The organism is Escherichia sp. AM3, assembly GCF_032029835.1.
GTDB lineage: Bacteria > Pseudomonadota > Gammaproteobacteria > Enterobacterales > Enterobacteriaceae > Escherichia > Escherichia coli.
On record NZ_JAVUPQ010000006.1, the window covers coordinates 1 to 20,732 of the forward strand.

At 50.1% G+C, this 20,732-nt stretch carries 23 protein-coding genes; 11 read left to right on the forward strand and 12 right to left on the reverse strand.

Annotated elements, in window-relative coordinates:
• A partial coding sequence (locus RTW80_RS31255) for an IS1 family transposase (protein ID WP_071528444.1) occupies positions 1-62 on the forward strand: 62 nt, incomplete at its 5' end.
• An 84-nt stretch (positions 63-146) separates the two neighbouring features.
• Here RTW80_RS31255 and RTW80_RS04395 read toward each other — a convergent pair.
• Positions 147-434, reverse strand: coding sequence for a YebO family protein (locus tag RTW80_RS04395; RefSeq protein WP_001006866.1), 288 nt, complete (start codon positions 432-434; stop codon positions 147-149).
• Between the two features lie 74 nt (positions 435-508).
• Complete coding sequence (gene mgrB, locus RTW80_RS04400) at positions 509-652, reverse strand: PhoP/PhoQ regulator MgrB (RefSeq protein WP_000714550.1); 144 nt, start codon at positions 650-652, stop codon at positions 509-511.
• A 158-nt stretch (positions 653-810) separates the two neighbouring features.
• Here mgrB and RTW80_RS04405 point away from each other — a divergent pair, with 158 nt between their 5' ends.
• On the forward strand, positions 811-1,050 hold the full coding sequence (locus RTW80_RS04405; RefSeq protein WP_001211011.1) for a YobH family protein: 240 nt from the start codon (positions 811-813) through the stop codon (positions 1,048-1,050).
• A gap of 142 nt (positions 1,051-1,192) precedes the next feature.
• Here RTW80_RS04405 and kdgR read toward each other — a convergent pair whose 3' ends face one another.
• Positions 1,193-1,984 carry a DNA-binding transcriptional regulator KdgR gene (kdgR, locus tag RTW80_RS04410; protein ID WP_001262182.1) on the reverse strand — a complete coding sequence of 264 codons (792 nt, stop codon included), beginning with the start codon at positions 1,982-1,984 and terminating at the stop codon, positions 1,193-1,195.
• Positions 1,985-2,160: 176 nt separating this feature from the next.
• Between kdgR and RTW80_RS04415 the strand changes: the two genes are divergently transcribed.
• Positions 2,161-3,534: an MFS transporter gene (locus RTW80_RS04415; protein ID WP_001127216.1), complete on the forward strand. Its 1,374-nt coding sequence runs from the start codon at positions 2,161-2,163 to the stop codon at positions 3,532-3,534.
• 45 nt (positions 3,535-3,579) lie between these two features.
• Here RTW80_RS04415 and htpX read toward each other — a convergent pair whose 3' ends face one another.
• The 4 genes from htpX to msrC all read right to left on the reverse strand — a co-directional run bounded on the left by htpX (position 3,580) and on the right by msrC (position 8,013).
• Positions 3,580-4,461, reverse strand: a complete 882-nt coding sequence (htpX, locus tag RTW80_RS04420; protein ID WP_000984517.1) for a protease HtpX — start codon at positions 4,459-4,461, stop codon at positions 3,580-3,582.
• A gap of 191 nt (positions 4,462-4,652) precedes the next feature.
• Complete coding sequence (prc, locus tag RTW80_RS04425; protein ID WP_001055778.1) at positions 4,653-6,701, reverse strand: carboxy terminal-processing peptidase; 2,049 nt, start codon at positions 6,699-6,701, stop codon at positions 4,653-4,655.
• A gap of 19 nt (positions 6,702-6,720) precedes the next feature.
• Entirely contained in the window at positions 6,721-7,419 is a 699-nt protein-coding gene (gene proQ / locus RTW80_RS04430) for an RNA chaperone ProQ (RefSeq protein ID WP_000431370.1), read from the reverse strand.
• 96 nt (positions 7,420-7,515) lie between these two features.
• Positions 7,516-8,013 (reverse strand): L-methionine (R)-S-oxide reductase, encoded by a 498-nt coding sequence (gene msrC / locus RTW80_RS04435; RefSeq protein WP_053294868.1) that lies wholly within the window; start codon positions 8,011-8,013, stop codon positions 7,516-7,518.
• 129 nt (positions 8,014-8,142) lie between these two features.
• Between msrC and yebS the strand changes: the two genes are divergently transcribed.
• The 5 genes from yebS (at position 8,143) to RTW80_RS04460 (ending at position 14,197) form a co-directional block, all read left to right on the forward strand.
• Complete coding sequence (gene yebS / locus RTW80_RS04440; protein ID WP_001741872.1) at positions 8,143-9,426, forward strand: membrane integrity lipid transport subunit YebS; 1,284 nt, start codon at positions 8,143-8,145, stop codon at positions 9,424-9,426.
• Positions 9,395-12,028 carry a lipid-binding membrane homeostasis protein YebT gene (gene yebT, locus RTW80_RS04445; protein WP_001297532.1) on the forward strand — a complete coding sequence of 878 codons (2,634 nt, stop codon included), beginning with the start codon at positions 9,395-9,397 and terminating at the stop codon, positions 12,026-12,028. The genes yebS and yebT overlap by 32 nt, the downstream gene beginning before the upstream one ends.
• A gap of 79 nt (positions 12,029-12,107) precedes the next feature.
• Entirely contained in the window at positions 12,108-13,547 is a 1,440-nt protein-coding gene (gene rsmF / locus RTW80_RS04450) for a 16S rRNA (cytosine(1407)-C(5))-methyltransferase RsmF (RefSeq protein ID WP_001338165.1), read from the forward strand.
• 117 nt (positions 13,548-13,664) lie between these two features.
• Entirely contained in the window at positions 13,665-13,901 is a 237-nt protein-coding gene (locus RTW80_RS04455; RefSeq protein WP_001338166.1) for a YebV family protein, read from the forward strand.
• A 104-nt stretch (positions 13,902-14,005) separates the two neighbouring features.
• On the forward strand, positions 14,006-14,197 hold the full coding sequence (locus tag RTW80_RS04460; RefSeq protein ID WP_001338167.1) for a YebW family protein: 192 nt from the start codon (positions 14,006-14,008) through the stop codon (positions 14,195-14,197).
• Here RTW80_RS04460 and pphA read toward each other — a convergent pair whose 3' ends face one another.
• The 4 genes from pphA to yobA form a co-directional block, all read right to left on the reverse strand.
• Positions 14,198-14,854, reverse strand: a complete 657-nt coding sequence (gene pphA, locus RTW80_RS04465) for a protein-serine/threonine phosphatase (RefSeq protein ID WP_000812733.1) — start codon at positions 14,852-14,854, stop codon at positions 14,198-14,200.
• Positions 14,855-15,249: 395 nt separating this feature from the next.
• Positions 15,250-15,591: a YebY family protein gene (locus tag RTW80_RS04470; protein ID WP_000976472.1), complete on the reverse strand. Its 342-nt coding sequence runs from the start codon at positions 15,589-15,591 to the stop codon at positions 15,250-15,252.
• Positions 15,592-15,603: 12 nt separating this feature from the next.
• A complete protein-coding gene (copD, locus tag RTW80_RS04475) occupies positions 15,604-16,476 on the reverse strand; it encodes a copper homeostasis membrane protein CopD (protein WP_063119331.1) in 873 nt (290 codons plus the stop codon).
• A 3-nt stretch (positions 16,477-16,479) separates the two neighbouring features.
• The gene (yobA, locus tag RTW80_RS04480) at positions 16,480-16,854 is read right to left on the reverse strand and encodes a CopC domain-containing protein YobA (protein ID WP_000255065.1); all 375 of its coding nucleotides are present in this window, start codon (positions 16,852-16,854) and stop codon (positions 16,480-16,482) included.
• Positions 16,855-16,992: 138 nt separating this feature from the next.
• Here yobA and holE point away from each other — a divergent pair, with 138 nt between their 5' ends.
• From holE to exoX, 3 genes are all read left to right on the forward strand, one after another.
• The gene (gene holE / locus RTW80_RS04485) at positions 16,993-17,223 is read left to right on the forward strand and encodes a DNA polymerase III subunit theta (RefSeq protein ID WP_000916763.1); all 231 of its coding nucleotides are present in this window, start codon (positions 16,993-16,995) and stop codon (positions 17,221-17,223) included.
• A gap of 101 nt (positions 17,224-17,324) precedes the next feature.
• Complete coding sequence (gene yobB / locus RTW80_RS04490; RefSeq protein WP_000011660.1) at positions 17,325-17,981, forward strand: carbon-nitrogen hydrolase family protein YobB; 657 nt, start codon at positions 17,325-17,327, stop codon at positions 17,979-17,981.
• A 23-nt stretch (positions 17,982-18,004) separates the two neighbouring features.
• Positions 18,005-18,667 carry an exodeoxyribonuclease X gene (gene exoX, locus RTW80_RS04495; RefSeq protein WP_000944256.1) on the forward strand — a complete coding sequence of 221 codons (663 nt, stop codon included), beginning with the start codon at positions 18,005-18,007 and terminating at the stop codon, positions 18,665-18,667.
• Here exoX and ptrB read toward each other — a convergent pair.
• Positions 18,664-20,724 carry an oligopeptidase B gene (gene ptrB, locus RTW80_RS04500; protein WP_032247549.1) on the reverse strand — a complete coding sequence of 687 codons (2,061 nt, stop codon included), beginning with the start codon at positions 20,722-20,724 and terminating at the stop codon, positions 18,664-18,666. The two genes, exoX and ptrB, sit on opposite strands and share 4 nt — an antisense overlap.
• Positions 20,725-20,732 lie beyond the last annotated feature (8 nt).

The window sequence follows — 20,732 nt, forward strand, 5'->3', positions numbered from 1 at the left end:
AATCGGTGGAGCTGCATGACAAAGTCATCGGGCATTATCTGAACATAAAACACTATCAATAAGTTGGAGTCATTACCGGCAGTGCGTATAATCAGGATGAATTGAGTAACCCTTCAACGACGGGGTTACTCAAGATTGAGGAAGGATTATCGTTCGGCGACCAGACGAATAATATCTTCGTCTTCAACCGATTTTTGACTCTCAACGGTCTTTTTATCTGCTTTCTCAGGTTCGTTTGCTTCGCACAAACGACGTAACAGTGCATTTTGACGTTTTTGCTGATCCAGCAACGCCTCAAGCAGTTCAATCTGTTCGTTAGTCCGAGAACTGGCACGATTGATAAAAAACCACAAGATGAGCCCGATAAGAAGAACCACCACCGATACAACCAAAGACGCAATGTTCATCACGCCTGAATTTACAACTTCGTTCATTTCACCACCTCTGAGTAGAGGCGCTATTCTACCACTGCTGGAGAGGAAGAAAATCTAGTGCTGAAAAAATGATATCACCACGGGATAAACTGGTTAATGGCACAAATTCCGCTGAAAAATTGTACATCCTGATCGCACATCATGTTGAATACCTGCGCCCAAAGCAGCAAGCAAGCCAACACCACGACAACCAGAACGACCCATCGAAACTTTTTCACTCCAATCTCCGCTTCACCTACCTTATGTCATTAAACTAGCATGCGTTAGTTAAACAGCGCCTAACTATGTCGATATTCGTGCTTTTTCGGAATGAGTAGCTTGCTTCAGCGCATATTGCCGCTACGATTAAGCGAACATAAAAAGAGAAGAGGTTGTAATGCGATTCATCATTCGCACAGTTATGCTGATAGCACTGGTATGGATAGGATTATTACTCAGCGGATATGGCGTTTTGATTGGAAGCAAAGAGAATGCCGCAGGATTAGGTTTGCAATGTACCTATCTGACTGCCAGAGGCACCAGCACGGTACAATACTTGCACACTAAAAGTGGTTTCTTGGGGATAACAGATTGCCCACTGTTACGTAAAAGCAATATCGTGGTCGATAATGGTTAAGGGTAATAAATAACCAGATTCTCACTCATTAGTAAAATATTCTTATAGCAAGCGCGTTTAATATAACGCACCTTCAACTTTATTTTTCTCATGCTAAATAAAGAACCTGTCTGTTTGATATTCCGACAGGTTCTTACTCTCATCAGAACGGATAGTCGTGATAACCCATTTGGGCAGAAATTTTGCGCGCTGCGGTATGCAACATTGCGACATATTCCTGTAAACGCTCTTCAGAGAAACGCAACGTCGGGAAGGAGATGCTCAAACCGGCAATGACCACGCCAAAGCGATCAAATACCGGTACCGCAATGCATCGCAGCCCTTCTTCCTGCTCTTCGTTATCTTCGCCATACCCCTGCTCGCGCACCTGGTCCAGAACGGGTAATAACGCTTCTGTACTGGTGATGGTCCGCTCGGTACTGCGTTTATACTCCACGCCCTCAAGAATTTGCTTCACTTCATCGCGATCGCGCCATGCCAGCAGTACCTTACCAATCGCGGTGCTGTACAGCGGATTACGACGCCCAATCCGTGAATACATGCGCAAATTGTACATAGAGTCAATTTTGTGAATGTAAACAATACTGTCTTCGTCCAGTGCGCCGAGGTGGATAGTTTCTTTGGTCAGACGGGAGATCTCACGCATCTGGATATCTGCGCTACGAATTAAATCGACGTTTTGTAACGCGCGAGCGCCCAGTTCAAACAATTTCAGGGTCAGGGAATATTTCTCCGACTCCCCTTCCTGCGCCACATAACCTAAGGTTTTCATGGTCTGTAAAAAGCGATAAACGGTGCTTTTTGACATCATGACGCGCTGCGACAGCTCGGTTATCCCTATTTCGCGCTCTTCACCCAGCGCCTGCAAAATGCCAAAAACTTTTAGCACGGAAGATACAGAATCAGGCTGTTTATCCAGATCTGCGTTAGCCATTTATCACCTCATTGCGAGTGTTTTATAAAAATCAGAACTGTTTTTTATTATAATTTCGCACCAGGGTGGTCGCAATCCATCTTTTGCCGGTTAGTTACAATTCTGCGACATCCACCGTGAATATCAGTGCTAGAATCATACCCCTGTTGATTATTCACCAAAGATATAAAATTCCTATGCCAAAAGTTCAGGCCGACGGCCTGCCATTGCCCCAGCGATACGGTGCGATATTAACCATTGTGATTGGTATTTCGATGGCTGTCCTTGACGGCGCAATCGCCAACGTCGCCCTGCCAACAATCGCCACGGACCTTCATGCCACGCCAGCCAGTTCCATCTGGGTAGTGAACGCCTATCAAATCGCCATTGTCATCTCCCTGCTCTCGTTTTCGTTTCTGGGCGATATGTTTGGCTATCGACGTATTTATAAATGCGGTCTGGTCGTTTTTCTGTTGTCTTCACTGTTCTGCGCCCTTTCTGATTCGCTGCAAATGCTCACCCTTGCGCGTGTCATACAAGGTTTCGGCGGTGCAGCGTTGATGAGCGTTAATACCGCACTTATCCGCCTGATCTATCCACAACGTTTTCTGGGGAGAGGGATGGGCATAAACTCGTTTATTGTTGCCGTCTCTTCTGCTGCCGGGCCGACAATTGCTGCAGCAATCCTCTCCATCGCATCCTGGAAATGGTTATTTTTAATCAACGTACCGTTAGGTATTATCGCCCTGCTTCTGGCGATGCGTTTTCTGCCACCCAATGGTTCTCGCGCCAGTAAACCCCGTTTCGACCTGCCCAGCGCCGTGATGAACGCGTTAACCTTCGGCCTGCTTATCACTGCGTTGAGTGGTTTCGCTCAGGGGCAATCGCTAACGTTAATTGCTGCGGAACTGGTGGTAATGGTTGTTGTTGGTATTTTCTTTATTCGCCGCCAGCTTTCTCTTCCCGTACCGCTGCTACCGGTGGATTTACTGCGTATCCCGCTGTTTTCACTTTCTATTTGCACATCTGTTTGCTCTTTCTGCGCACAAATGCTGGCAATGGTTTCCCTGCCCTTTTACCTGCAAACCGTGCTCGGGCGTAGTGAAGTCGAAACAGGTTTACTTCTGACACCGTGGCCGTTAGCAACGATGGTGATGGCTCCGCTGGCAGGCTATTTGATTGAACGCGTACATGCAGGATTGCTGGGTGCTTTAGGGTTGTTCATCATGGCTGCGGGGCTTTTTTCCCTGGTTCTGCTGCCCGCGTCACCTGCGGATATCAATATTATCTGGCCGATGATCTTATGTGGCGCTGGATTTGGCTTATTCCAGTCACCCAATAACCACACCATTATTACCTCCGCTCCGCGCGAACGTAGCGGTGGGGCCAGTGGCATGTTAGGAACGGCTCGTCTACTGGGTCAGAGTAGTGGCGCGGCGCTGGTGGCGCTGATGCTAAATCAGTTCGGTGATAATGGTACGCACGTTTCGCTGATGGCTGCGGCTATTCTGGCAGTGATTGCTGCCTGTGTGAGTGGTTTACGTATCACTCAGCCACGATCCAGGGCATAAAAAAAGCGCGTCGATCAGGACGCGCTTTTTAGTATTTACTTCATATTACTTCAGGTATTCACCCGTACGCAGAGCTTCAATTCGTTTATCCAGCGGCGGGTGAGTCATGAACAACTCACTGAGCGATTTCGACTTACCGTTAATGCAGAAAGCCATCATGCTGGTTGCTTCTTGCGGTTCATAGCTGGTTTTCAGGCGCTGCAGCGCGGCAATCATTTTCTCGCGACCAACCAGTTTTGCCGAACCGGCATCAGCATGGAATTCACGATGACGCGAGAACCACATGGTGATAATGCTCGCCAGAATACCAAACACCAGTTCCAGAACCGTTGCAACCGCAAAGTAGATCAGCGGGTTGCCGTTGCTCTCTTCACCTTCATCACGATTTCCGCCCATAAAACCCGCGGCAAGCTGCGCCAGAATACGGGAAATAAAGATAACGAAGGTGTTCACCACGCCCTGAATCAGCGTCATGGTAACCATATCACCATTGGCGATGTGGCTGATTTCGTGAGCAATTACCGCCTCGGCTTCATCCGGGCTCATGTTCTGCAGCAAACCGGTGCTGACAGCAACCAGAGAGGCATCACGGCGCGCACCGGTTGCAAAAGCGTTGATGTCCGGCGCATGGTAGATAGCCACTTGCGGCATAGCGATCCCCGCCTGACGAGCCTGGGTTGCTACAGTATTGACCAGCCAACGTTCCCTTTCGTTACGCGGTTGCTCGATCACTTCCCCGCCAACAGATCGTAATGCCATCCATTTGGACATCAGAAGCGAAACGAAGGAACCACCAAAACCGAACAGCAAGGCCATGATCATCAGCCCCTGAACGCTGCTCGACTGTATCCCTGTCAGGCTCAGTACCAGCCCGAAAACGACCATTACGGCCAGGTTCGTTAGCAGGAAGAGCGCGATTCGCATCATAATTTTCTTTTTACCTCAGTTTAACAAAACGCAATATGCGATACCCACATCGTATGGGTTACGCGACTATTTTCAAGTCTGGATAGTGCGTAAGTCACCAGAAAGACACAACTTTACATTTTGTAGCATCTGATTTACGGCATCTTGCCGCTGTTAAAAAATCAGGCACAATTTCTTGTGCCTGATTGATATTACTTGACGGGAGCGGGTTGTTCCGCGGGTCTGGCTTTTTCAAGCTTCGCCAGATCGAGTGCGATATTCACCGTCTCATCCAGATAAGGATCCGGCTCCTGGTAATCTTTCGGTAGATCATCCAGCTTCTTCAACTCCGGTTTACCTTCGCGTTTAAAGCGTTCGTTCAAACGCGCCAGACGCGTCGCATCATCTTCATTATTCTCTTTCTCACGCACAGCGTAGTTCAGAGAAACGATATTGCGCTTGTCCTTCATAGCGTTGAAGCGCGCGATATCCTTCATGATGTTCTGGAACTCAGGATCTTTCGCGATACGCGCATTATGTTCCTTCAGCAGCTCCGGTTCAAAGGCAGTTAAATCTCCTGATTTCACATAAGTCGCGGCATCGATGCTATCCCACGGCAGCGCGTTATCTTCGAATTTCTCACCCGTTTCCGTTTCTTCATTACCCGTCGGCATGATGATGTCTGGCGTTACGCCTTTACGTTGCGTACTGCCGCCGTTAACGCGATAGAATTTCTGGATCGTGTACTGCACAGAACCCAGCGCTGGCCATTCAGGACGTAACATCTGATCGTAAATACGGTTCAATGAACGGTATTGCTGAACGGTGCCTTTACCAAACGTCGGTTCACCCACAACCAGCGCACGACCGTAATCCTGCATTGCCGCGGCAAAGATTTCTGAAGCCGAAGCACTGAAACGGTCAACCAGTACCACCAGCGGGCCTTTATAGAACACCTGCCCGTCGGTATCGCTGTCTTCACGAACCTTGCCGTTGTTATCGCGGACCTGAACAATGGGACCCGCAGGAATAAACAGACCTGAGAGCGATACCGCTTCGGTCAACGCCCCACCGCCATTGCTACGCAGGTCGATGATCACACTGCTGACATTCTGTTTTTCCAGTTTCTGCAGTTGAACTTTGACATCGTCTGTCAAACCCACATAGAAGCCCGGAATATCCAGCACGCCGACTTTCTCTTTACCGACGGTCTTCACCGACATTTTAACCGCGCGGTCTTCGAGACGAATACGTTCACGGGTCAATGTTACAGTGCGGGTCTTGGTCCCTTTACCAGCAGGTAAAATTTCCAGACGAACTTTACTGCCCTTCGGCCCTTTAATTAAGGCAACCACATCATCAAGACGCCAGCCAATCACGTCAACCATCGGCTTGCCTGTTTGACCAACACCGACAATTTTGTCACCAACGCTGATAGCTTTACTCTTCGCTGCCGGACCACCTGCCACCATCGAATTGATAACGGTGTAGTCATCATCCATTTGCAGCACTGCGCCAATACCTTCCAGCGACAAACTCATTTCAGTGTTGAACTGTTCGGTATTACGCGGGGAAAGATAGTTGGTATGCGGGTCGATTTCACGCGCAAACGCCGTCATTGCCAGCGAGAAAACATCTTCGCTGTTGGTTTGCGCCAGACGACGAATGGCAAATTTGTAGCGGCGTGTCAGGGTTTCACGAATTTCTTTATCCGTTTTTCCTGCCAGCTTCAGGCTTAACTCGTCGAATTTGACTTTACTGTCCCACAGCGCGTTCAACTCAGCCTCGTTTTTCGGCCAGGGCGCTTTGCTGCGGTCAAGGTTATAAGTGTCGTTGCCGGTGAAATCCATCGGCTTTTCCAGTACCGACAAAGCGTACTGGTAACGCTCAAAACGGCGCTTTTGCGCCAGATTGTAGAGATCGTAGAAAACGTCGAGTTTGCCTGAACGCAGTTCATCGCCTAACTCGGTTTTCTTTTTCGCGAACTGTTCAACATCGCTTGCCAGCAGCACGTTGTGGCTGTAATCGAGCAGATTCAGGTAGCGGTCAAAGATTTTGGCCGAAAATGCCTGATCGAGGTCGAACTGGCGATAATGAGAACGGGTGAAGCGCGACGTTACGCGCTCACTTACCGTCGCATGCTGCGTCTCTTCCTTTAATACCGGAATTTGATCAGCACGCGTGATATCTTCTACAGCGAAGGTCTGGCCTGCTATTGCAAGCAGGCCAGCTAACGCGGTAAGCCTAAAAAACATGTTCATGCCTGGCCCGGCCTCCGTTTCAGAACACCAGGTGTTCTGCGCGCACAATCAAAGACATACCCGAATTCAGCTGGACGCGGACGCCGTCTTTGGTGATTTCTAATACGGTGGCATCCATCGCGTTTTGACCCGCTTTCACCTTCAGGGCTTGTCCGACAGTCAGAGCTGAAATGTCAGAAACCGGGGTGTGCTGTTCTTCGCGAGGTGCTTTTACTGTTTTTGGCGCTTTCTCTACCGGCTTTTGCGCACGAGGTTTACGTTCAGCGCCTTCTTTGCGGCGTGGCGTGGTCGGACGTGGCTTGCGTTCGCGGCGCGGTGCGTCTTCTTTCTCACCAGCAGCTGCGGCAGCTTCGCGTTTTTTCGCTTGCTGTTCAGCACGCTGTGCCTGAACACGCGCTTTCGCTTCTTCAAGCTGCTTGCGAGCATGCTCTACATGTTGCTCGTCCAGCTCACCGCATGGGTTGCCGTCAAGATCGACACGCGTTGCGCCGGGTTTAACACCGTAAAGATAACGCCAGCTCGAAGTGTAGAGACGTAAAGCGGATCGTAATTGCGTTTTGCTCAGGTTCATTTCCCCGGCAACACGATCGACCAAATCCTGAAAAATACCGATTTTCAGCGGACGCGCTTCACCTTCCGCACTGAAACAGTGGGGAAAACGTTCGGCCAGAAACGCGATTACTTCTTTACTGCTATTCAACTTAGGTTGATTTTCCATGAAATTTCCTGATTACAACGGACGTAGCCAACAAGCGCAGGCATGAACAGGCGTCATTATAATGACGCTACCAGTAAATGCTACGTTATCCGTTGATTATCCTGCGACGCTCGCAAAGAATTTTTTGTAATCCGTCGTTGCAAGCACTTTTTCAAGCTGTGCCACAAGCTGACGTAAGCCTTGCTCGTCCTCGTCTGTAAAGCGACCGAAGACGGTACTATCGATGTCAAGAACACCAATAATCTGATTTTTCACCACCAGCGGCAGAACAATTTCAGAATTACTCGCCGCATCACAGGCAATATGCCCGTCAAACGCGTGAACATCCTCGATACGCTGCACTTGATTGCGGGCAACCGCAGTGCCGCACACCCCGCGCCCGACGGGTATCCGGACACAGGCAATTTTGCCCTGAAATGGTCCGAGTACCAGTGTATCGTCCTCAAGCAAATAAAAACCTGCCCAGTTTACGTCAGTGAGACGCTCGTATAACAACGCACTGGTGTTCGCAAGCATTGCCAGAAAACTGGTTTCTCCCGCCATCAGCGCGTTAAAGTCGCGATTTAAATCCGCGTAAAATTCTGTTTTGTTCATTATATAATCACTTGGTTGTCTTACCTGGAACTGCCAGCCTATTAAAATAAGCATTAAATGCGTTAATGCTCAAGATCATTCCAATCATGGGTTAATATTAATGTTAATTCTTATTACATTTGGCACGTCATGGCTCTTAACACACCACAAATTACGCCGACAAAAAAGATAACAGTGAGGTCAATCGGCGAGGAACTGCCGCGTGGTGATTACCAACGTTGCCCGCAATGTGACATGCTGTTTAGCCTGCCCGAGATAAATTCTCATCAGAGTGCCTATTGTCCGCGCTGTCAGGCAAAAATTCGCGACGGGCGCGACTGGTCGCTAACGCGCCTGGCGGCAATGGCTTTCACCATGCTGTTGCTGATGCCGTTTGCCTGGGGCGAACCGCTGTTGCATATCTGGCTGTTAGGCATTCGTATTGACGCCAACGTTATGCAAGGCATCTGGCAAATGACCAAACAGGGCGATGCGATAACGGGGTCGATGGTCTTTTTCTGCGTTATCGGTGCCCCCCTCATTCTGGTGACCTCCATAGCTTATTTATGGTTTGGTAACCGACTGGGAATGAATCTACGCCCGGTACTGCTGATGCTTGAGCGACTTAAAGAGTGGGTAATGCTGGATATCTACCTGGTCGGCATTGGCGTTGCTTCTATAAAGGTACAGGATTATGCCCATATCCAGGCGGGTGTGGGCTTGTTCTCTTTTGTGGCGTTGGTGATTTTAACGACGGTGACGTTGTCACATCTTAATGTCGAGGAGCTGTGGGAGCGATTTTATCCGCAGCGCCCCGCTACGCGTAGGGACGAGAAACTCCGTGTCTGTCTTGGGTGCCATTTTACCGGCTATCCTGATCAGCGTGGTCGCTGCCCGCGTTGCCATATCCCGCTACGCGTGCGTCGCCGTCATAGTTTGCAAAAATGCTGGGCGGCGCTGTTAGCGTCAATCGTTTTGTTGTTACCTGCCAACCTGTTGCCTATTTCTATCATTTATCTGAACGGAGGACGGCAGGAAGATACAATTCTTTCCGGAATTATGTCGCTGGCAAGTAGCAACATTGCGGTTGCGGGAATCGTGTTTATCGCCAGTATTCTGGTACCGTTTACTAAAGTGATCGTCATGTTCACTTTACTGTTGAGCATTCATTTTAAATGCCAGCAAGGTTTACGCACACGCATTCTGTTACTGCGGATGGTGACCTGGATTGGTCGCTGGTCGATGCTCGACCTGTTTGTCATATCTTTAACCATGTCGCTGATTAATCGCGATCAGATCCTCGCTTTTACTATGGGACCGGCTGCGTTTTATTTCGGCGCAGCGGTAATTTTGACTATTCTTGCTGTGGAATGGCTGGACAGCCGCTTACTTTGGGATGCACATGAGTCAGGAAACGCCCGCTTCGACGACTGAAGCGCAGATTAAAAATAAACGCCGTATCTCACCTTTCTGGCTGCTGCCTTTCATCGCGCTAATGATTGCCGGTTGGCTGATTTGGGACAGTTATCAGGACCGGGGTAATACCGTCACCATCGACTTTATGTCGGCGGATGGTATTGTTCCGGGCCGTACGCCTGTTCGTTATCAGGGCGTTGAAGTCGGAACAGTGCAGGATATCAGCCTCAGCGACGATCTTCGTAAGATTGAAGTCAAGGTCAGCATCAAGTCCGATATGAAAGATGCGCTGCGCGAAGAGACTCAGTTCTGGCTGGTGACGCCAAAAGCATCGTTGGCAGGTGTCTCCGGGCTGGACGCCCTCGTCGGTGGTAACTATATCGGCATGATGCCGGGTAAAGGTAAAGAGCAGGATCACTTTGTCGCACTCGATACCCAACCGAAATATCGGCTGGACAATGGCGATCTGATGATCCACCTGCAAGCCCCCGATCTCGGTTCGCTGAACAGCGGTTCATTGGTCTATTTCCGCAAGATCCCGGTGGGAAAAGTCTACGACTATGCCATCAATCCCAACAAGCAAGGCGTGGTGATTGATGTCCTGATCGAGCGGCGTTTTACCGACCTGGTGAAAAAAGGTAGCCGTTTCTGGAACGTTTCCGGCGTTGATGCCAACGTCAGTATCAGTGGCGCGAAGGTGAAACTGGAAAGTCTGGCGGCACTGGTTAACGGTGCGATTGCCTTCGATTCACCAGAAGAGTCGAAACCTGCCGAGGCGGAAGATACCTTTGGTCTGTATGAAGATCTGGCCCACAGCCAGCGTGGCGTAATAATAAAACTGGAACTGCCGAGTGGGGCAGGATTAACCGCCGACTCGACGCCGTTAATGTATCAGGGGCTGGAAGTCGGACAGCTGACTAAACTGGATTTAAATCCTGGTGGTAAAGTCACCGGAGAAATGACCGTTGATCCCAGCGTCGTTACGCTGTTACGGGAAAATACCCGCATCGAATTACGCAACCCGAAATTATCCCTTAGCGATGCCAATCTCAGCGCCTTGCTGACTGGCAAAACCTTCGAGTTGGTACCCGGCGATGGCGAGCCACGCAAAGAGTTCGTTGTTGTGCCAGGCGAAAAAGCACTGCTGCATGAACCTGATGTTCTGACGCTGACCCTGACCGCACCGGAAAGTTACGGTATTGATGCGGGTCAGCCGCTCATTCTTCACGGCGTGCAGGTAGGCCAGGTTATCGATCGTAAACTCACCAGCAAAGGCGTCACCTTTACCGTCGCCATCGAGCCTCAGCATCGAGAACTGGTAAAAGGCGATAGCAAATTTGTCGTCAACAGCCGTGTCGACGTGAAGGTGGGGCTGGATGGCGTTGAGTTTCTCGGTGCCAGCGCCTCAGAATGGATTAACGGCGGGATACGTATTCTGCCGGGCGATAAAGGCGAGATGAAAGCCAGCTATCCACTGTATGCCAATCTGGAAAAAGCGCTGGAGAACAGCCTTAGCGATTTACCCACCACAACCGTGAGTTTGAGTGCAGAGACGCTGCCGGATGTGCAGGCAGGATCGGTAGTGCTCTACCGTAAATTTGAAGTTGGTGAAGTTATTACCGTCCGTCCGCGAGCTAACGCGTTTGATATCGATCTGCATATTAAGCCGGAGTATCGCAACCTTCTGACCAGCAATAGCGTGTTCTGGGCAGAAGGCGGGGCGAAAGTTCAGCTGAATGGTAGTGGCCTGACCGTACAGGCATCCCCGCTCTCCAGAGCATTAAAGGGAGCCATTAGCTTCGATAACCTCAGCGGTGCCAGCGCCAGTCAGCGTAAAGGCGACAAACGAATTCTGTATGCTTCCGAAACAGCGGCCCGTGCGGTTGGTGGGCAGATTACGCTTCACGCTTTCGATGCCGGAAAACTGGCGGTCGGGATGCCAATTCGCTATCTCGGTATTGATATCGGGCAAATCCAGACGCTGGATCTGATTACCGCGCGCAATGAAGTACAGGCAAAGGCGGTGCTCTATCCGGAATATGTCCAGACCTTTGCTCGCGGTGGTACGCGCTTCTCAGTGGTCACACCGCAAATTTCGGCAGCTGGCGTTGAGCATCTTGATACTATCCTCCAGCCGTATATCAACGTCGAACCAGGCCGGGGCAATCCTCGCCGCGACTTTGAATTACAAGAGGCCACCATTACTGATTCGCGTTACCTGGATGGCTTAAGCATTATTGTTGAAGCGCCGGAAGCCGGTTCGTTAGGCATCGGTACGCCTGTGCTGTTCCGTGGTCTGGAAGTCGGTACGGTTACAGGAATGACGCTGGGGACATTGTCAGATCGCGTGATGATTGCGATGCGCATCAGTAAACGCTATCAACACCTGGTGCGTAACAATTCCGTCTTCTGGTTGGCATCGGGTTACAGTCTGGACTTTGGTCTGACGGGCGGCGTAGTGAAAACCGGCACCTTTAACCAGTTTATCCGTGGCGGCATCGCCTTCGCCACGCCTCCGGGGACGCCACTGGCACCGAAAGCCCAGGAAGGCAAGCACTTCCTGTTGCAGGAAAGTGAACCGAAAGAGTGGCGTGAATGGGGTACTGCGCTTCCCAAATAATGCCCACTGCTCCGGCGTGCCTGCGCCGGAGCGTTTATGCTAAACTGCGCGCCTGTTTTTTTGCCAGTGGTATATGCTCGTGGCCCAACACACCGTTTATTTCCCGGACGCCTTTCTGACGCAAATGCGCGAAGCGATGCCTTCGACGCTCTCTTTTGATGATTTTCTTGCCGCCTGTCAGCGCCCGTTGCGCCGCAGCATTCGCGTTAATACGCTGAAAATCTCCGTTGCTGATTTCCTGCAATTAACCGCTCCTTATGGCTGGACGCTTACGCCAATTCCGTGGTGTGAAGAAGGTTTCTGGATTGAACGCGACAATGAAGATGCATTGCCATTGGGTAGTACCGCCGAGCATTTAAGCGGCCTGTTTTATATTCAGGAAGCCAGTTCAATGTTGCCCGTCGCCGCCTTGTTTGCTGACGGTAATGCACCACAGCGGGTGATGGATGTCGCTGCTGCGCCAGGCTCCAAAACGACGCAAATTGCCGCACGGATGAATAACGAAGGGGCAATCCTTGCCAATGAGTTTTCCGCCAGTCGGGTAAAAGTGTTACATGCCAATATCAGCCGCTGTGGCATCAGTAATGTTGCGCTCACACATTTTGATGGCCGCGTGTTTGGTGTGGCAGTGCCAGAAATGTTCGATGCCATTTTGCTGGACGCTCCCTGCTCTGGCGAAGGCGTGGTGCGTAAAGATCCCGATGCGCTAAAAAACTGGTCACCAGAAAGCAATCAGGAAATCGCAGCTACACAACGGGAGCTTATCGACAGCGCCTTTCATGCATTACGTCCTGGTGGTACGCTGGTTTACTCGACCTGTACCTTAAACAGGGAAGAAAACGAAGCCGTTTGCATGTGGCTGAAAGAGACTTACCCTGACGCAGTAGAGTTTTTACCACTTGGCGAGCTCTTCCCTGCTGCAAACAAAGCGCTGACCGAAGAAGGCTTTTTGCATGTTTTCCCACAAATTTACGACTGCGAAGGCTTCTTCGTTGCTCGTCTGCGTAAAACTCAGGCCATTCCCGCCTTACCCGCCCCCAAATACAAAGTCGGTAATTTTCCGTTCAGCCCGGTGAAAGATCGCGAAGCTGGACAAATTCGTCAGGCGGCTGCAGGTGTTGGCTTAAACTGGGATGAAAACCTGCGCCTCTGGCAGCGTGACAAAGAACTGTGGTTGTTCCCGGTGGGCATTGAAGCCCTGATCGGTAAAGTCCGATTTTCTCGCTTGGGGATTAAACTTGCCGAAACGCACAACAAAGGTTATCGCTGGCAGCATGAAGCAGTTATTGCCCTTGCCACCCCCGACAATGTGAACGCTTTTGAACTGACACCGCAGGAAGCGGAGGAGTGGTATCGCGGGCGCGATGTTTACCCGCAAGCCGCGCCAGTGGCGGATGACGTGTTGGTTACTTTCCAGCATCAGCCGATTGGTTTAGCCAAACGGATTGGTTCGCGACTGAAAAACAGCTACCCGCGTGAACTGGTGCGGGACGGGAAACTTTTTACCAGTAACGCATGACAGCGCACAAAAAAAGCGCACTTTTTGACTGGCACATTCGGCGGCCTCAACTAGGCTGAAAAATGGTGCGATCGGACTGGTCGTACCACAATCGGCAGCTAAATGGAGAGCACGAAGATGAAAACCAGTGTGCGCATAGGCGCTTTTGAAATCGACGACGGCGAATTACACGGTGAATCGCCGGGTGATCGAACGTTAACCATTCCTTGTAAATCTGACCCCGATTTATGTATGCAACTGGATGCCTGGGATGCTGAAACCAGTATCCCTGCCCTGCTAAATGGCGAACACTCTATCCTTTACCGTACCCGTTACGATCAACAATCTGATGCCTGGATTATGCGTCTTGCCTGATCCAAAAAGAACCCGTCGGCATGGCGGGTTATTTGTCCTGGTTATTCCCCCGTTGTAAAATCTCTCCTAAACTTAACGGTACGGCACCACACTTCGGGGATGAAATGTTCGCGCTGGTACTTTTTGTTTGCTACCTGGATGGCGGTTGTGAAGATATTGTTGTGGATGTCTACAACACGGAACAGCAGTGTCTTCATTCTATGAGCGATCAACGGATCCGCCAGGGCGGTTGTTTTCCGATTGAGGATTTTATAGATGGTTTCTGGCGACCTGCGCAGGAGTACGGTGATTTTTAATTATTGCAATTGCACAAGAGTCAGTTCGCCCCCAAAGACAGCACCGGTATCAATATAATGCAGGTTGCCAATATCCACGCGATGTCGCAACGGTGTATGACCAAACCAGAAATGATCAGCACCTGTAATTCCCTGCCCTTTTGGGCGTTCACCTAATCGTGAGCGGCTCCACAAGACCTGATGCAAATCAACGTCCTTTTGCCATTCATAAACATCATCTGGATAATCGGCATGAGCAATAACATGTTTGCCGGTGCGGCTGTGTACTTCAAGAATAAAGGGCAAATGCTGACATTTTTCCAGCGCCGTTTTCGCTTGTTTCTGTTGATTATCTGCCAGCGCAATAAACCAGTCGCCGCCATTCATCAACCACAAAGACATCTGCTGGGATGCCAGCGCATCCATCGCCATCTGTTCATGATTGCCTCTTACCGCACGAACCCAATGTTGTTCCAGTAACTGCAGACAACGTAAACTTTGCGGCCCACGATCGATAACGTCTCCCACTGAGATAAGTAAATCTCGCCACGGATCAAAACGACAATGCCATAATTTGCGGCGCAACTGCTCAAGACAACCGTGTATATCGCCAGAAAGCCAGATATGTCGCCATTGATGACCCGCAATTCTCTGATAAACGGGCGCAGGCTGTTTCATCAATATTTTCCTCCCGCGCTAAAGATCACATAATCTTAACAAGAATGTTAAAAAACGCTGGACTCAGACAGTAGAGTGTGTGTTATGGTTGACTATAAAGTCAGCGAAGGAAATGCTTCTGGCTTTTAACAGATAAAAAGAGACCGAACACGATTCCTGTATTCGGTCCAGGGAAATGGCTCTTGGGAGAGAGCCGTGCGCTAAAAGTTGGCATTAATGCAGGCTTAGTTGCCTTGCCCTTTAAGAATAGATGACGACGCCAGGTTTTCCAGTTTGCGTGCAAAATGGTCAATAAAAAGCGCGGTGGTCATCAGCTTAAATGTTAAAAACCGCCCGTTCTGGTGAAAGAACTGAGGCGGTTTTTTTATTGGAAATCAAAAGGCTATTTTAGGTAATTAACAGAGTTTTTCAGCTCGTTCTATAAACGGTGCCAGACTCATTTTTTCGCCGGGATTGTTAGGATCATCAATCTGAATCACCGAAATGGGTTGGGCTTTAGTCTTCCCACTGGCAACTTCCTTTTGTGCGATATCGTTTAAAGGATACTGCACGAGGGTACTTGGGTTGATGACATACAAAGCATTACCCGGTCGGCAAGTCAGCATCACCTCTTCGCGATTAAACGCCCATTTGTCTTTACCCACTTCAAAACGGCTGACGGTAATCACCTGCGGTGCCGCCAGCGCCGCTGCAGAACTGGTGAGTAACAGAAACGCCAGAATACTTTTTTTCATCATTTTCGTAATCCATCAAAAAGGTTCGAGAGTCGCAAGCAGGCTGATGATCACCAGCACTACCGCACCTATCGCCCATTCGAGTTTAGTCATCCACACAAACCAGGGTGCCGCACGATCTTCATCCTGCCTCATGCGCGGTACAAGAACATAACGATTAGCCAGCGCGATGACCACCATAATCATCACCAGGATAGCTTTGAGCAATAAGAGTTGGCCCCAGTAAGTCGTAAGTGTGGGGGGAAATCCGGTAATCAACAATGCATTAAGCACGCCGCTTGCCAGTACGCCGATCACCGCAAAATGCCCGCACCAGGAAAAACGCATCAGCGCCTGAATAGCCTGGTGTCGCCAACGGCCTTTGATGAGTTGCATACACCAGAGCACCGGCAGTAATCCCCCAAACCACGCCGCCGCACAAATCAGGTGAATCGCGTGATTAGTCTGATGGATTTTCGCCGTTACCCCTTCATTCAGCGTCGCATGCCCCACTCCCGCCAGCAGAATAAATTGCCCGGTAGTGAGCATAAACAGCAAACGTGGCATATTCCGCGGTTGCATAAGGGCGACGATCAACGTTACGAGGGCGAGAACAATTTGCCATAACCAGACGCCACCAAACTGCGTTTGCAAAACAGCCTGCCAAATGTTTGGCGAAAATACATCTGTCCATCCCGTTCCCATCAACCCGCCCTGAACGGCGAGCATTGCAGTGGCACTGATCAAACTCCAGACGGCAGCGTGCTGTTGTAAACGCAGAAAACGCTTCGCCAGCAAGCGACGAATCGTTAAGGGGGCCAGCCAGGCACCGTACATTGCGAAGCCAAAAACCAGCATCAGCGAGGTGAAATGGATAAATCGCAGCGCGATCCAGGTAAACGCCAGCATGATTTATTTCACGCTAAAGGTGTAGTGTCCTTTCGTTTTATGCCCGTCCACCGAAACAACATGCCAGTCAACGGTGTAGGTTCCGGGTTTCAGCGAATCGGCCAGTGGAACAATCAGTTGCTTTTGGTCCTGCTCATTTCGCTTCGCCGGTAATGTTTTAATATTTTCGTTTTTTGGCCCCGTGATTTTTGCACCGCTGAATCCTGTTTCAACACCTTCCGAGAAGTTTAAAGTGATTGCCTGCGGGGCAGCTGTCACTTGCGCGTTTGCCGCAGGATACTGATGCGTTAAATGCGCATGTGCCCAGACGGAAGGTGTCACCAACGAAGTGGTCAGGATTGCCAGCGCGTAGCGAAGGGAGCGTGCAGTTGAAACCATATTATCTATTCCTTTTTGTAATAACTTTTTTACAGAGCATAACCTTGTCTAATGTCTGAGTCGAGGATCATCAATTCCGGCTTGCCATCCAGGCTCACTCTTAGTAACTTTTGCCCGCGAATGATGAGGAGATTAAGAATGCTGAAGAATCTGGCTAAACTGGATCAAACAGAAATGGATAAAGTGAATGTCGATTTGGCGGCGGCCGGGGTGGCATTTAAAGAACGCTACAATATGCCGGTGATCGCTGAAGCGGTTGAACGTGAACAGCCTGAACATTTGCGCAGCTGGTTTCGCGAGCGGCTTATTGCCCACCGTTTGGCTTCGGTCAATCTGTCACGTTTACCTTACGAGCCCAAACTTAAATAAAACTTATACAGAGTTACACTTTCTTACATAACGCCTGCTAAATTATGAGTATTTTCTAAACCGCACCCATAATTTGTAGTCATTTTGAAAAGGAAGTCATTATGTCGTTCTGGAAAGTTGCAGCAGCGCAATATGAGCCTCGTAAAACCTCACTCACCGAACAGGTAGCTCATCATCTGGAGTTTGTGAGGGCCGCCGCCAGGCAACAATGTCAGCTGTTAGTTTTTCCATCGCTTTCTTTACTGGGGTGTGATTATTCGCGACGTGCCCTTCCTGCCCCACCCGATCTCTCACTGTTAGACCCGCTTTGTTATGCCGCAACGACCTGGCGAATGACCATCATAGCCGGCCTTCCCGTTGAATATAACGATCGCTTTATTCGTGGAATTGCGGTGTTCGCACCGTGGCGAAAAACGCCGGGGATCTACCATCAGAGTCATGGTGCATGTCTGGGCCGTCGTTCCAGAACCATCACGGTGGTAGATGAACAACCGCAAGGTATGGATATGGACCCGACCTGTTCACTGTTTACGACAGGGCAATGTCTGGGGGAACCCGACCTACTGGCATCTACCCGCCGCTTACAATTTTTTTCACATCAGTACTCCATTGCCGTGCTGATGGCAAATGCCCGTGGTAACAGTGCACTATGGGATGAACATGGTCGTCTCATCGTTCGCGCCGATCGTGGTTCATTATTGTTAGTCGGTCAGCGTTCATCACAGGGTTGGCAAGGCGATATCATTCCATTACGCTAGGCTTTTTCGGCCTGGAGCATGCCATGTTGCGCATTATCGATACAGAAACCTGCGGTTTGCAGGGAGGGATCGTTGAGATTGCCTCTGTTGATGTCATTGACGGAAAAATCGTCAACCCCATGAGCCACCTGGTGCGCCCCGATCGTCCTATTAGTCCACAAGCGATGGCGATTCATCGCATCACCGAAGCCATGGTCGCCGATAAACCGTGGATTGAAGATGTGATCCCACACTATTACGGTAGTGAATGGTATGTCGCGCATAACGCCAGCTTTGACCGCCGCGTACTGCCTGAGATGCCCGGTGAGTGGATTTGCACTATGAAACTGGCCCGTCGTTTGTGGCCAGGGATCAAGTACAGCAATATGGCGTTATATAAAACACGCAAGCTCAATGTGCAGACGCCGCCGGGCCTGCATCATCACCGCGCGTTGTATGACTGTTATATCACCGCCGCGTTGCTTATCGATATTATGAACACCTCCGGCTGGACGGCAGAACAGATGGCCGATATCACCGGACGTCCGTCGTTGATGACGACCTTCACCTTTGGCAAATACCGTGGCAAAGCGGTTTCCGACGTTGCCGAACGCGATCCGGGCTATCTGCGCTGGTTATTTAATAACCTGGACAGCATGAGCCCGGAGCTGCGTTTAACACTGAAACATTATCTGGAAAATACTTAATCCGCAGGCGTAGCGGGTAATGTTCCCTGCGCCAGCGCGACCAGAAAAGCATATTCCATCGCTACGCCTTCGTACGATTTAAAGCGACCAGATTTACCGCCATGGCCTGAGTCCATGTCGGTACAGAGCAATAAAAGATGGTCATCGGTTTTCAGCTCGCGCAATTTAGCGACCCATTTTGCCGGTTCCCAATATTGCACCTGAGAATCGTGCAAACCGGTCGTTACCAGTAAATGCGGATAAGCCTGTGCGGTGACGTTGTCATATGGGCTGTAGCTTTTCATATACTCGTAATATTGCGGATCCTGCGGATTCCCCCACTCTTCAAACTCACCAGTGGTAAGAGGAATTGATTCATCAAGCATTGTTGTTACAACATCAACAAACGGTACCTGGGCGATAACGCCGTGGAATAATTCAGGGCGTGCATTAATCGCAACGCCCATCAACATGCCCCCCGCACTCCCGCCCATCGCATAACAAAGCGAAGGAGAGCCATAGCCCAGTTTTAACAATGCATCGCAGGCATCAAGATAATCATTAAACGTATTTTTCTTCTTCAGAAATTTTCCGTCTTCGTACCATTGTTGCCCCAGCTCACCACCGCCGCGAACATGGACAATGGCGTAGACAAAGCCACGATCTAACAAACTCAAGCGGCTAAAACTGAAATCGGCATCAATACTTGCGCCGTAAGAACCATAGCCATACACCAGCAGCGGGTTGTGTCCTTTGCGAAAATGTTTGCGATGATAGACCAGCGAAACCGGAACTTCGACGCCATCACGGGCGACTATCCACAGGTGTTCACTGCGGTAATTCGCCGCATCAAAACCAGGAACTTCCGTTTGTTTTAATACACGACGCTCACCGGTATCCATATCCAGTTCAAACAAAGTGTCTGGTGTGGTCATGGAAGAATAACCATAACGCAATCGCGCGGTTTCAGATTCTGGATTGTAGGCAATCCAGGTCACATAGGCCGGATCATCAAAGGCAATACCAATGACTTCCCGGGTCTTGCGGTTAATTTGGCACAAACTGGTTAACCCGCGCTGACGCTCTTCAACCACCAGCCAGTCGGTAAACAGCGTAAACCCTTCCAGCATGATGTTTTCGCGTGGCGGAATTAACTCTTCCCACTGTTGCTCATCACGCATACGGGTACGGTATAAGCCAAAGTTTTTGCCGTTGCGGTTGGAACGCAGATAAAACCGATGCTGGTAGTGATCAAGGCTGTATTCGTGATCTTTGCGGCGCGGCAGAAAAACAAACGGCTCGGCATCGGCCATTTCCGCGTCCAGCAGGCGAACTTCACTGGTGGTGGCGCTGGCCAAATGAATGACTACATAGTGCTTCGACGTCGTTTTATGCAGGCTGACGTAATAGGTATCGTCTTTTTCTTCGTAGATCAGTTTATCTTGCGATGCTGGAGTACCGATAGCGTGACGCCAGACCTGATAAGGCAGCAGCGTCACTGGATGCTTGCGAACATAGTAGAAAGTCCAGGAGTCATTTGCCCAGACAAAGCTGGGTTCAACGTTATCCAGCAGTTCCGGGTACCAGTTACCTGTTTCCAGATTACGAAAACGAATGCCGTACTGGCGTCGGGAAAGAAAATCTTCTGCCAGCGCCATAATGGTGTTATCGGGCGTAATCGCCATTCCGCCCATCGAATAAAACTCACTATGAGCCGCGCGCTTGTTGGCATCGAGCAATATTTCCCACTCGTCCCACTCTTCACTGAACGCCGATTGACGCTGGTAGATAGCATATTCACAGCCTGGTTCATAAATATGCCGATAGCGGTAGCCATTTTTGATGTAGGGCGCAGAAACTTCTCTTTGCGGAATGCGGTCGATGATTTCCTTTAAGATGCGATCCTGCAAGGCTTGTTGTGAGGCCATCACCCGATGACCGTAACTATTTTCTTGTTGCAGGTAGTCCAGGACTTCCGGCTGAGAACGCGTATCGTCCCGCAGCCAGTAGTAATTATCGATGCGCGTATCGCCATGAAGCGTCATGGCGTGGGGAATGCGGGCGGCTTTTGGTAGCATGTTATTGT